This window comes from Alcaligenes pakistanensis, from assembly GCF_014652815.1.
Taxonomy (GTDB): domain Bacteria; phylum Pseudomonadota; class Gammaproteobacteria; order Burkholderiales; family Burkholderiaceae_B; genus Alcaligenes; species Alcaligenes pakistanensis.
In genome coordinates this window covers 125,132-137,047 of the sequence record NZ_BMZN01000004.1, presented here as the reverse complement: position 1 = coordinate 137,047, position 11,916 = coordinate 125,132, and the positions used below count along the sequence as shown (strand labels likewise).

General features: G+C 54.1%; 11 protein-coding genes. All 11 read right to left on the bottom strand.

The window, feature by feature from the left end; genetic code table 11:
• Positions 1–2 precede the first annotated feature (2 nt).
• On the bottom strand, positions 3–452 hold the full coding sequence (locus IE156_RS13520) for a tripartite tricarboxylate transporter TctB family protein (protein WP_189393077.1): 450 nt from the start codon (positions 450–452) through the stop codon (positions 3–5).
• A gap of 146 nt (positions 453–598) precedes the next feature.
• Entirely contained in the window at positions 599–1,957 is a 1,359-nt protein-coding gene (locus IE156_RS13515) for a sensor histidine kinase (protein WP_189393076.1), read from the bottom strand.
• Positions 1,950–2,669, bottom strand: a complete 720-nt coding sequence (locus tag IE156_RS13510; protein WP_189393075.1) for a response regulator transcription factor — start codon at positions 2,667–2,669, stop codon at positions 1,950–1,952. Before IE156_RS13510 ends, IE156_RS13515 begins: the two co-directional genes overlap by 8 nt.
• A 326-nt stretch (positions 2,670–2,995) precedes the next feature.
• Positions 2,996–4,174 carry a YncE family protein gene (locus IE156_RS13505; protein WP_189393074.1) on the bottom strand — a complete coding sequence of 393 codons (1,179 nt, stop codon included), beginning with the start codon at positions 4,172–4,174 and terminating at the stop codon, positions 2,996–2,998.
• Between the two features lie 33 nt (positions 4,175–4,207).
• Positions 4,208–4,516 (bottom strand): DUF3325 domain-containing protein, encoded by a 309-nt coding sequence (locus tag IE156_RS13500; RefSeq protein ID WP_189393073.1) that lies wholly within the window; start codon positions 4,514–4,516, stop codon positions 4,208–4,210.
• Positions 4,513–6,189, bottom strand: coding sequence for a PepSY-associated TM helix domain-containing protein (locus IE156_RS13495; RefSeq protein ID WP_189393072.1), 1,677 nt, complete (start codon positions 6,187–6,189; stop codon positions 4,513–4,515). The genes IE156_RS13500 and IE156_RS13495 overlap by 4 nt, the downstream gene beginning before the upstream one ends.
• Positions 6,186–6,503: a DUF3649 domain-containing protein gene (locus IE156_RS13490; RefSeq protein ID WP_189393071.1), complete on the bottom strand. Its 318-nt coding sequence runs from the start codon at positions 6,501–6,503 to the stop codon at positions 6,186–6,188. Before IE156_RS13490 ends, IE156_RS13495 begins: the two co-directional genes overlap by 4 nt.
• A gap of 11 nt (positions 6,504–6,514) precedes the next feature.
• Positions 6,515–8,950 carry a TonB-dependent receptor gene (locus IE156_RS13485; RefSeq protein WP_189393070.1) on the bottom strand — a complete coding sequence of 812 codons (2,436 nt, stop codon included), beginning with the start codon at positions 8,948–8,950 and terminating at the stop codon, positions 6,515–6,517.
• Positions 8,951–9,293: 343 nt separating this feature from the next.
• Positions 9,294–10,331 (bottom strand): FecR family protein, encoded by a 1,038-nt coding sequence (locus IE156_RS13480; RefSeq protein WP_189393069.1) that lies wholly within the window; start codon positions 10,329–10,331, stop codon positions 9,294–9,296.
• On the bottom strand, positions 10,324–10,890 hold the full coding sequence (locus IE156_RS13475) for an RNA polymerase sigma factor (protein ID WP_189393068.1): 567 nt from the start codon (positions 10,888–10,890) through the stop codon (positions 10,324–10,326). The genes IE156_RS13480 and IE156_RS13475 overlap by 8 nt, the downstream gene beginning before the upstream one ends.
• A gap of 237 nt (positions 10,891–11,127) precedes the next feature.
• Positions 11,128–11,916 carry an AraC family transcriptional regulator gene (locus tag IE156_RS13470; RefSeq protein WP_189393067.1) on the bottom strand — a complete coding sequence of 263 codons (789 nt, stop codon included), beginning with the start codon at positions 11,914–11,916 and terminating at the stop codon, positions 11,128–11,130.

The window sequence follows — 11,916 nt, the reverse complement described above, 5'->3', positions numbered from 1 at the left end:
CTTTAACCCCAGGTGAACAGGGGGAATTGCAACTCCAGCCCCCAAGAGAAAATAACCACACCCAGCAGCGTCACAAAGATGGACAGCAAAAAGGCAGTGATCCAGGAGTGCTCTTTGTCGCCCATGGCGGAGATGAACACCAGGGCAAAGGTTGCCGGCACCAAGCCGCCGTAGCGACCCAAAATAATGAAGGCGATGATGCCGCCCACAATGGCTAGCCAGCCACGCCATTGCGGCGGGCCGTAGTCTTCTTCCTCCTCATCGTCGTGTGCGGCGGTCTCTATAAACAGGTACAGAGCCCCCAGTGCGATCATCACGATGCCCAGTAGAAAGGGGAAATAGCCTGGTCCCATACGGGCCATGCTGCCCAGAGAGTATTTCTGGCCCATCAGGACCGTGAATACGCCCACCCCCACCATCAAGCCGGCTGAGTAATATTTTTGTTTGCTCATGAATCTCCTCATTCCCGTAAAGCAATCATGATTCTTATAAGGCTCAGTAAGAGCATGTAAAAATCAGGCTAGCTTAGCGGAGCAGAAGAGGGCTTAGGATGACAGTTTCATTACTTTTTGGTCATGTTTAAAACGGCTGGCAAGACTCAGGCAGGCAGCAAAATAGTGACTTTTAACCCGGGCTTGGCATTGGAGAAAATTATCTCGCCCCGGTGTAGTTCGATAATGGCAGCCACACTGGTTAATCCAAGTCCAAAGCCTTCGTTTTCATTATTAAAACGATAGAAGTATTTTCCTACATTCTCGTATTCGCTTTCAGGCAATCCGGGGCCATCATCTTCTACCGTGATAGATATTTTATGATCAGGCTGTTTTTTGATTTCTACGCTGGCATGGGAGTGGGCATATTTAACGGCGTTATCCACTAGATTTGCTAAAGCACTGGCTAATAGATTGCTATCACCATTAATAATGACTTTATCAATTTTCTTTTTTTGCAGTGTAATGCCTTTTTCTTCAGCAAAAAAACTGTACAGATCCAGCACATCTTCGGCGATTACCTCTAAATTGCAGGTTTTGAAGTTCTGTCTTTGTACGCCTGCATTCAGTTCGGCGATCTGCAAGAGCTTGCCTAGCAGGATGCTCAGGTTTTCCACTTCTTCGATGGCTTCTTGCTGCGCGTCTTGAACGTTCTGGGGCAGGCCGGGTAGGTTTTGTGTTTCGCGTAACTTGCCCACGATGCGGGTCAGAGGGGTGCGGATGTTGTGGGCCACCGTGTCGGAAATATGCCTGGCACCTTGCATCAGGCTCTCGATCTTGTCCAACATACGGTTGATGTCATGATGAATCAGGCCGAACACGTCATCACTTTCGGAGGTGATGCGTTTGGAGATATCACCGGCGCCCACCTGCTCGGTCAGCAGGCGGATTCTGCCTACACGGTATTTCAGTTCGCTGCTAAAGACGTAGGCCCCCAAAATCACCAGCATCAAGGCCAGGATCATGGATGTCACGATGATGCGGCTCAGCATGGCACGCAGCTCATTCAAGGTGCCCAGTTCATGCCCAACCACCAGTGTTTCGCCGCCGGATAATTTGGTGACACGGACATTGCCTTCGGACAAAGCGTCAATATGCTTGATTTGTACTTCCACCACTTGTCGTTCGGGCAGATCGTTCAGACCGGGGATTTCGCTGATATTACCAACCAGAGTGTGGTTGTATTCATCCATTAGCAAGTAGATCTCCTGCCCCGAGTCAATGCGGTCAGACAGGGTCAGTTCGATCATGCGCAGGATTTCGTCCCGCCCGCCGACTTCATAGGCAATGCTCAAGCGTTGGACGGCCACGTTGATTTGCCGCAGATGCTCGTCGCGCAAAGCCCCAAAGACCTGAACGTAGAAAAAACCGATTAAAAACAGCGTGGTAAAGATGGCCAGGATGCTGTAATTCAGGGTTAACCGGAAGGAGGTGGACTCCCACAGCCGTTTTATGAACTCAATCATCGCAGCGTTTTAGCTTGAAACCGTCAATGCTTTCTTTGTCGCTTAACACGTAGCCCCGGCCACGCACCGTATGGATCAGCGGCGTGGCACCTTCTTTATCCACCTTGCGTCGCAAACGGCTAACCAATACGTCGATGACATTGGATTGCGGGTCGAAGTTATAGCCCCACACTACTTCCAGCAACATGGTGCGGGTGACGATTTTGTGGCTGTTCATTAGCAGGTAAGACAGTAGCTTGATTTCGCGCGGCTGCAGTTCTAGCACCTCGTCACCACGGGAGATTTTCTGGTTGCGGATATTCATCACCAGATCATCGACTTGCAGGTTCTTGATTTCCGCGTTGTCGCTGCTGCGGCGTATCAAGGCGTGTAGTCGAGCGGCCAATTCCTGAAAGGAAAAAGGTTTGATTAAGTAATCGTCACCACCGGCTTTTAATCCATCCACTTTATCGTCTACACCAGATAAAGCACTTAATACCAGAACGGGAACTTTTTTCCCTAAAGATCGTAAGGTGAAAAGAATAGACAGGCCATCTACATTATTTGGAAGCATTCGATCCAGAATAATTACATCCCAGACCTCTTTCATGGCATTTTCTAAACCGGAGACACCATCGTGACTGGTAACGACTGAATATCCAAGCTCGGATAAGCCATTCACTAAGTAGCGAGCATTTTCTCGGTCATCTTCTATCAGTAAACAATTCCACATTGGCTGCCCCGGAGCTTGATGAATAGACTAAATAATCCATTCAGCGAATGAATGGATTGCAAAGCTTAATATTGAAAATTAGATGAATATGACAAAACGGTAATGTTTGATGTCAGAAAATAAAAATTTTGCCCATCTGAATAAGTTGGCTAGGCATCCTAGCGTATATCAATAATTAGTCAGCACATTATTCTAGTTAAAATTCCAAGGCTTGACGTGAGATATCCGCCTAGAAAAAAATACGTGCCCAGCCAAACTTGGCATGGGCACGTATTTCGATGCGAATCAATTCCTGTTGTTTGCCGCAATCAGGTCGGCGTCAGAGCTTAAAAGCGCAAGCGCACTAGGCCTTCTTTCGTGCCTTTGGCGGCATCTTCCCCGTTTTTAATCGTGGCGTAGACATCGCCGGTATTGGGGTCTAAGGCCAGGCTATTAGGGTGGGCCGGTAATTCGATGCTGTGCAGTTGTTGGCGGGTTTTGTTGTCATAGACCTCGACCGTACCAGCCCCCCGGGTAGTGACGTACAAGCGCTGGCGCTTCTCATCCAGCAGCAAATCCAAAGGAGCTTTGCCAGTAGGGATGCTGTGCTCTACCTGAGCGCTGACCGGGTCGATGACGACAACGCGATTGCCTTCACCGCGAATACGGTATTCCAGCTTGCCTGCATTTTTACGCATAGTGTTGGTACGTTCATCGCCAACATCGGTAGCCAGTAAGCGGCGTTGGCTTGAGTCAAATTCCAGATTAATCAGCTGGTCCGCAGCGACTTCTGCTTTTTGGGTGACGGCCAGACTGCCGGTATCCACGGTAAAGACTTGCCCTTGGAAGTTGGACACGTAAAGCTGATTGTCCGCCTCATTAAGCGCCGCGCCTCGGGCTACGTAACCGAAGCCAGGGATTTCTTTTTCCACTTTCATTGTGTCCAGGCTGATGACGTATAAAACGCTGTCCTGGAACCACAGGCCGGGGGCAAAGAGGCGATTGTGTTTTTTGTCCAAAACCAGCTCGCGCGGATAGTGGGTGTACAGTTCCATCTCTTTGCCGTTCGGGCCGATGCGTTTCACTTTTTTGGCCAGTTGGACGGTGTTCAGTACGGTCTTTTTCGCGGTGTCGATAACGGTAATCGAGCTGTCCACAGCATTGCCTACGTATAGACGGTCGGCGGCATCATCCAGTGTCAGGGCAAAGGCTTTGCGCTCCAGCGGCAGATGTCCTTTCACGGCCAGGGTTTGTGGGTCCAGAAAGTAGATGGCGCTAGGGGGGGAGCCTTCTTCAAAATTGCCTGCCGCGGCGACATACACCGTGTTGTGGCGGGCACTGAATGCAACTTGGTACAGGCCTTCGGCTAGAGTGACCCGCTCCACGAGGGGGGCGGCTTGCTGCGTGCTGGTGGCGACCGTCTCGGCTGATACCGTGCTGTTTTGTTGAGACTCAGGTGTGGCGCAGGCTGTCAGGAGAACAGCGGCGCAAAAAATGGCGGTGAGTTTAAAAGGGGAACGCTTCATGGGTAACTCCTTATGAAATCTACAGTTAATTGTTCAGCTGCGATGCTTGCGGCGGTCAAACAGGAGCAGGCCTGTAAACACCAAACCGCCTGCCATGCTGGTGTGGCCGCTATAAGCTACGAATCCAAATCCCCAGCCCATGGTCTGTGCGCAAACCAGCAGGGCAATAAGCAGGAGAATCCATCCTGCACAGCGCAAGAGCAGGGTGCGAGTTTTGGAGAGTTCTTTGTCGAACAGATCCATTTGATGGCGGTACATGGCCAGGGCCAGGCACAAGAAGCCGAACAGGCAGGGTAGGAAAATCAGGCCATGCGCCAGCAGGTCTATTTGGGAGGGGTTCATGGCTCTTGTCCCTGCCTATCAGGTGTATCTGGCTGGCTGGGTGTGTTGGGCTTTGCGCGAGGGGCAGCTTTATTTGAAGCTGTTTTAGCGGCCGCTTTGTTTTTGGCCTTATGGCGTGTGACGCGCCGCGCCATATAGGCATGCAGTACCGCAAATACCCACAAACTGATATCAAAGCTTGCGAATAGCCAATCTCTGGATTGCAGGCTGTTAAACAGGTGCCGATCTGTCAGGAAGATATTCAAGATAGGCAAGGCAGCCAGTAATAGCGTCGCCAGCCACAACAGTTCCAGCCACGCGCGTCGTGCCGGGCGCAGGCAAGTCCAGAGCAGGGTGATTGCCCAGACGATGAAAAAGCCATGCACTTCCCATTGAGCGCGTTGTGCCATATCCAGGGGCAGCAGCCGGTTCAGCCATAAGAAGCCGGTGACGGCGACAGACAGGCCTGCGATGCTGGCAATGTTCAGGCGCTCTACCATGGCAAAGCCAAAGTAGGGTTTGCTGGGGTCGGCGAGCTTGCTGCGTCGCTTCACGGTCCACAGCACCAACCCGGTACCGACCATGGCCGTCCCGGCCAGACTGATCAAAAAGTAAAGCCAGCGTGTCGCAATGTCGGCAAAGCGACCCAAGTGCAGGCCGTAAAGCACGCCTTGAGTGCTTGCCGCCGGGCCAGAGGACTCTTTGGCACTGATCAGTTCGCCGCTGACCCCGTCAAACAAAAGATACTGCGGGGTAATGGATATGCGCTGAGCTTGCTGACGGGCGACGGCAACGCGGGCATTGCTGTCATTGGCCAGATTCACTTGCACTGAACCCACACTGTTCTTGCCCCAACGCTCTTCTGCCTGCTGTACCAGATCGCTGATCGGGACCAGCGTGGCGGGCGTGCCCGATGGCTGGCCTGCGGGAAGGAAAAAACGCATCTCACTATTTACGGCGGCGCGATCTTGCATATTGGGCAGTTGCTGCATACCCCAAGGCATGTACAACAACATCAAGGTGATCAGGCCACTCCAGGTAATCATGAAATGAAAAGGCAGGCCAAAGACCGATAAGGCATTATGTGCGTCCAGCCAGGAGCGCTGGCCCTTGCCCCAACGGAAGGTGAAGAAGTCGATAAAGATCTTCTTGTGCGTAATCACCCCGCTGACAATGGCGATCAGCATGAACATGGCCGACAAGCCTGCAATCCAGCGTCCCCACAAGGGAGACATATAGTGCAGGTTGAAGTGAAAAGCGAAGAAGAAATCGCCGCCTTCGGTGTCCCGGATACTGAGTTTTTGGCCGCTGGCAGGATCAAAAATGGCTCGATCAAAGGCAGGGCGATGTGCGTCTGATCCCGGCGGCGTACGCCAGAAAGCACTGGCCAAGGGGTTGCGGCTGGTGGGCAAGGTCATCAGTACCAGAGGGGAGCCGGGATCTTGCGCAATAATCGTGTCCAGCACGCTCTGCGCCACTTGCTCGGCGGGCTGTTCAACCATGAGGTTCAGCTCCGGACGCATATAGCTGGAGAGCTCCTCACGGAAGTACGACACCGTGCCGGTCAGGAACATGGCGTACAGAATCCAGCCTACCAGTAGCCCTGTCCAAATATGGACGTTGGACATGATCTGGCGCACACTTTGAGGCTTGCTGACTTTGGGGCGTTTGGCGCTTGTGGCGGTGTCTGTCATCGCGCCGCCTCCATCCAACCTTGCGCCGCAATGGCAAGCAGGCAGAGCCCTGCGCTGATCGCCAGCCAGATCCAGGCTCGCGTGGCGGAACGTGCCAGAAACGCGCCCAAAGCAGTGGCTGTCCAGATGAGAAAGCTAAATTGCGCCCCCCATAGCACGGCTTCTGGTCGGGAGGTAGGCAGGGCCAAAGTTGCCACTGAAAATAAGGCCGACAACATATAGCCGCCCAGGCTGGCGGCCAAAATGCGTGAGAGCAGTGGTAGCTGAGCCCGCAGCTTGGACAGGCTCAGCGTTTGTAGAAACAAGTCTTTCATGAAAGCCCGTCTTAGAAGTCGATTTGCATCGACAGGCGATAGCTTCGAGGTGCACCAATGGAGGTAGAGCCATTCCAGACGCTGGACCAGTAACGCTTGTCGGTTGCGTTGATCACGTTGGCGCGGAAGGTGACTTTATTGCTGGCAATTTTGGTGCTGTAGCGCAGGCCCAGATCTAGACGGGTCCAGCTCGGTATTTTTTGGGTGTTTTGGGTATCTACCCACTGCGAACCTGAATGCATGGCCGATGCCGACAGGGTCAGATTGCGATTCCAGATGGTGTCCCACTCCAGGCCCAGGGATGAGTTCCAACGCGGCACGCCTATGGCTTGTTTGCCGTTCAGCAAACCACCATTGGTTTTAGTGGAAACGGCATCGGTGTAGACCACGCCACCCAGAATGCGCAGTCCGGGGTTCAGCTCGCCCGCAATCGTCCATTCAATCCCGCGGTTGCGTTGCTCGCCATCAGGTTTGTAGGTATTGGTGGCTTCGTTCTTGGTCATGCTGGGCTTGGCGATCTGAAACAAGCTCACGGTGTTCAGCACGGTGTCGTTGTCCCATTTCACGCCCACTTCGTATTGCTTGGTTTTGTAGGGGGAGAAAACTTCCCCAAAGTTGGCGGCCGAGGCATCCGAAACAGAGCCTCCTTGGGACAGGCCCTCGATGTAGTTCGCATACAGGGAGACAGGGGCATCCCAGGGTTTGATGACCAGAGCAATGGCAGGGGTCAAAGCGTGCTCGTCATAGCGGTCGGTAACGGCACCGCTGGCATTAAAGCCTTTTTGTTGGACACGCTGAAACCGCATGCCTGCCGTCAGCAGCAGGCGATCATCAAAGGCTGACAAGGTGTCTGCCAGCGCCAGGCTGCTCAAGGTGGTTTTGCCGGTTTTGTAGACGGCAGGTTCGTCGACATCCAAAGGTGGGGCCGGGTCATACAAGTTCGAGGCCCAGGCTTTGGACGCTGCGGTTGCACCAGACTCCTGGGTAATCATATTGGCGCTCAACACCACATGGTGAGCAATAGAGCCGGTGGAGAATTCGCCGCGTGTGCCCATCTCCAGCGCATTCACATCAAAGTAGTTTTTGATATTCATGCCCAGAGCGGTGTAGTCGCCGTTTTCTTTGGCACGTTGACCAAAGGCATTGTTCAGATAGCCTGAGCCTTTCTGGTTCTTGGTCCCGCCCATGACAAAGGCTGTCCAGTTGTCTGTAATATCAAACTCGGCCGAGCCGATGATGGCTTTGCTGGCGGAGTTGCTATAGGCATTGGGCAGCGTGTTGGTTTTCGGATTAGGGGGAGCCGGAAATTCGCCGAGTGCAAAGCTGGTCAGAAAAGGCGCGCCACCGCGCTGTTTTTCATTGATGTCATACAGATCCAGCGAGGCGCGCAGACGGTCGCCTTGATAGTCCAGGGCGATAGCTCCCAGGCTGCGGTTTTCGCGTTGACCGTGCACGTCCAGATTGCCGTCGGCCTTGACGCCGTTAATGCGTACACCGAATTTGTCGTCCTCGCCAAAGCGACGGCCAAAGTCGATGTGACCGCCCACATTGTTGTGGGACTTCAAGGTGGTGGTGAAACGGGTGATAGGGTCGGCGGTAGCCCGTTTAGGCACCAGATTAACGACGCCGCCCACGGATCCGCTTAAAGACATGCCGCTTAACAAAGCGCCTGGCCCTTTCAGGACTTCAACACGCTCCAGCAGCTCGGTAGAGGTGCGGTTATGGGGGACCAGACCGAACAGACCATTCCAGGCCAGTTCATGGCTTTGCGTCCAGAAGCCGCGTACATAAGTGTGTTCGCCCAAACCGCCTTGGGGGAAGACGCTGCGCACTGAAGGGTCGTGGCGCAGCACTTCAGCCACCGAGGTGGCCTGTTGGTTTTCAATGTATTCAGAGGTAAAGCTGGTGGTGCTGAAGGGCGTGTCCATCACGTCCTTATTGCCCAGCATACCCACACGGCTGCCCGAGGCGATTTGCCCACCGGCGTAAGCCGCAGGCGCTTCGGAGCTGGAGCCCACTACGGTGACGGCGCTTAAGGTAGTCAGACTGGCGCTGTCAGCGCTGGCGGCAAGCAAGGTAAAGACCTTATTGCCCGAGGCCAGTATTTGAATCCTTGAACCCGCCAGAATACGCTCCAGAGCGTCATGCGGGGTGTAGTTGCCGGAGATCGGCTGGGAGGTTTTACCTTCCACCAAGGTATCGGAGAACAGCAACTGACTGCCGGACTGGCGCGAGAAGTTCCGCAATGCAGAGGACAGGGATTGGGCTGGGATATTGAACGATTGGGCCGCTTCCTGAGCATGGGCAGGGCTGGCCATAGCCAACACGCTGATAGAACTTGCCAGCAAGGTACTGAGCAAGCCGGGCTTAAGGGTAAAGCAGGCCTGGCTGGCAGACGCAGGGCGGCAGGCGCTCAGGGCCAGACACCATTGGCGAAATGACTTCATGAAGGTCTCAACTATCAAAATCAACGATATAGCGGGCCGCAGCAGGGCAGGCACGCATTCCTGTTTTGTAGAGCGCTAGTAGCGGCAGGGGAGGCACAGGCCGTCACTTCGCAAGAGATCAATGCTCTAGCGCGTCGTACAGGAAGGGGGAGTTGAGTTCAAAGCCATGGATAGAGTCAGCCAAATAGATAATAAGCAGCGCGCTTTGCAGGGAGACGACGCGGCTGGCGTGTCTGCCCAGCAAAGCGGACTGATAGCCTGAAAAAGCAGGCCATATCTATAAAGATGACTTTCGGACAAAGTAGGCTACAAAAAGGCCGGCCTAAACTGTAAATATTTGTATCTACTTACCCGAGATTCGATAAACGTTGCCATCCAGGTTCTCAACGCGAACGGGCAACAATTGAGGCAAAGCATCCAGAAAGTCAGTGGGACGCTGGGTATTGGCAAACCCGGAAACCGGGTAGGGGCGAATCTGCGTGCCAATCAGTTCAATCGGCTGCGTCATATAGCTTTGCAGTTCATCAATGACTTCATGCAGTGGCGTGCGTTTGAAAATCAGCTGACCACTTTGCCAGGCTCCGGCCCGATCCGGGGTGCTGGGGCTGGTTTTTTGCAGCCCGGTATCGAGGTTGATACGCAAGGCGTCACCAGCGCTCAAGGTCGTGCTGTAGTTTTCGCGATCCCCGGTGCTGTTTACATTGACGACACCTTCGCGCACGCTGACATAGACCCAAGAAGGGGCCAGGCGCACATTAAAGGCCGTGCCAATCACCCGTACTTGGGTGTTCGCACTTTTGACCACAAAGTGATGATTGCCTTGTGGTGCAACCTTAAAGAAAGCCTCGCCCTGCAGCAGTTTCAGCGTACGTTCTTGCGGGGTGTATTGAACATCCAGCGTACTGTTCTGGTTCAAGCTGACCACACTGCCATCAGGCAAGGTGATATCTCGCTGCTCGGCCTGCGCGGTTTGGACATGCTGAGTGTATTGCGGGCTGTGCTGATACCAATACCAAGAGCCCACACCTACAGCCACACAGAATGTCAGGGCGCCGCCCAGGACGGCTTGCCAAGGCAGGCCCAGACGATCGCGCCAACCTGCTTTGGGTCGGTGAGCCCTTGTATGTGATGGTGCTGCGGGGGCCGTCAAGCTAGCCGCATCAGAGGCGTCACCGATCGCAGAGGCAGGGCGTTCGATGCGTTCAAACGCCTGCCAGGTCAGGCTGATTTCTTCGTAGGCTTGATGATGGCGCGGGTCTTGCTGCAACCACTGCTCAAAGGTGATCTTGTCTTGTTCCGTCCAATGCTGGCTGTCTTGCTGACGCGTGAACCAGTCAGAGGCTGCTTCATAGAATAGAGCGACGGATGGATCATTATTCATCGTCGGTTTCCTTGGAAGAGAGCATAGACAGGGCGTGTTCGACAGAGTAGTCCATCCGCAGACGGCAATAGGCGACAGTTCTGGATATATATCGGCTGACCAGGGCGCGGGAAATATTCAATTTCAGGGCGATTTGTTCGTAAGTCAGGTGGTCGAAGCGGTGCAGGGAAAAGGCCTCGCGTTGCAGCTCGGGCAGCTCTTGCAAGGCTTGTTCAATACGGTTTAAACACTGCAAATGTTCCGTGCGTTGCTCGGGGTTGCTGGCGCTTAAGGTGCTGGGGGCTTCATTGTCCTGTGTTTCATCATCCAGTGATAGCACGACCGGGCCGCGGCTTTGTTTATTGCCGGTCTCGCGCATGATATTGATGGCAATCTGTGTCAGATACGCCTTGGTATTGTCCGGAGCCTGGGTGTTGCGGGAAGCGGACCAGCGCGCAAAGGATTCCTGCGTAACATCTTCAGCATCGGCGTCATTACCCAGCTTGCGCTTCAAGAAACGAAATAAAGGCAGGCGCAACTTTAAATACGCCTGCTCCAGCAGTTCATCACGTGTGCTCATGAGTGAGTCAGCACAGGCGCGTCGTCCGCTGGGATACAGACGTTTCCAGAGTGTGAGACGGTTGAGAAAGGCAAAGCGGCAAGAACAATCATAGGGGGCAAACAGCCGTGCAGGACGAAGACAGGAATGCATAATAGCAATTATTCTCATTTACTACATTGCTGAGTTGCTGCGTATGGACTTGGATCCTATCGGTATCGGTGAGTCGTTCTGTGTCTGTAGTGTCGTGAACACGTATCAAAGCTGATTACGGTAATTAGCTGGAGTCTGGCCAAAACTGCGTCGGAACAGGCTGATAAAGGCGCTGGGGCTCGAATAACCTAAGTCGTAAGCAATGTTGGCGACGGGGACGCCGGCGGCCAGCATCTCCAGGGAACGCATCAATCGGGCGCGTTGACGCCAGGCGGTGAAGTTAAACCCTGTCTCGGTCACAAAGCGGCGGCTTAGCGTGCGTTGGCTGACGGCTGCCCAGTCGGCCCACTGCTCCATGCCCTTATTGTCGCTGGGGTCTGCAATCAGGGCTCGGGCAATCCGTTGCAGCCGTGGATCCTGAGGCAGCGGCAGGCCAAATGGTTCAATCGGTAGATCACGGATTTCATCCAAGATGACGGCGGCGATATGAGCCTGGGCGTCGGGCAAGGGGACGGCGGGGATCAAGTCCCAGGAGCAGGCGCGCAGCACGGCTTCACGCAGCAAGCCCGAGGTACGCAAGGTGCAAGCTTGCTGCGGTAAATCCGCGCAGGCAGCTTCGTCTACATAGACACTCCAGCCATGAAACGGGCCGTGCGACTGGCCCGAGTGCAGGGTATTTGGCGGCAGCCAGACAGCATGAATAGCAGGCACGATCCAAACCGCATCCTCCACCCCCACGGAGAGTAGGCCGCGTAGCGAGCCAAACAATTGTCCGCGAGCATGTTGATGGACCCGGGAAGACAGCTCTGAGTCGTGGTTGCCCGTTACCGCAAACAGAACGGGATGTGCGGGGAAGTCCAGAAACTCGTGCAAGCCGATCTTGCGTTCTTTCAT

Coding starts and splice junctions, on each gene's coding strand:
- IE156_RS13485 (WP_189393070.1), bottom strand. CDS start 8,950: ATGAAGTCATTTCGCCAATGGTGTCTGGCCCTGAGCGCCTGCCGCCCT.
- IE156_RS13505 (WP_189393074.1), bottom strand. CDS start 4,174: ATGAAGCGTTCCCCTTTTAAACTCACCGCCATTTTTTGCGCCGCTGTT.
- IE156_RS13490 (WP_189393071.1), bottom strand. CDS start 6,503: ATGAAAGACTTGTTTCTACAAACGCTGAGCCTGTCCAAGCTGCGGGCT.
- IE156_RS13510 (WP_189393075.1), bottom strand. CDS start 2,669: ATGTGGAATTGTTTACTGATAGAAGATGACCGAGAAAATGCTCGCTAC.
- IE156_RS13520 (WP_189393077.1), bottom strand. CDS start 452: ATGAGCAAACAAAAATATTACTCAGCCGGCTTGATGGTGGGGGTGGGC.
- IE156_RS13470 (WP_189393067.1), bottom strand. CDS start 11,916: ATGAAAGAACGCAAGATCGGCTTGCACGAGTTTCTGGACTTCCCCGCA.
- IE156_RS13500 (WP_189393073.1), bottom strand. CDS start 4,516: ATGAACCCCTCCCAAATAGACCTGCTGGCGCATGGCCTGATTTTCCTA.
- IE156_RS13495 (WP_189393072.1), bottom strand. CDS start 6,189: ATGACAGACACCGCCACAAGCGCCAAACGCCCCAAAGTCAGCAAGCCT.
- IE156_RS13515 (WP_189393076.1), bottom strand. CDS start 1,957: ATGATTGAGTTCATAAAACGGCTGTGGGAGTCCACCTCCTTCCGGTTA.
- IE156_RS13480 (WP_189393069.1), bottom strand. CDS start 10,331: ATGAATAATGATCCATCCGTCGCTCTATTCTATGAAGCAGCCTCTGAC.
- IE156_RS13475 (WP_189393068.1), bottom strand. CDS start 10,890: ATGAGCACACGTGATGAACTGCTGGAGCAGGCGTATTTAAAGTTGCGC.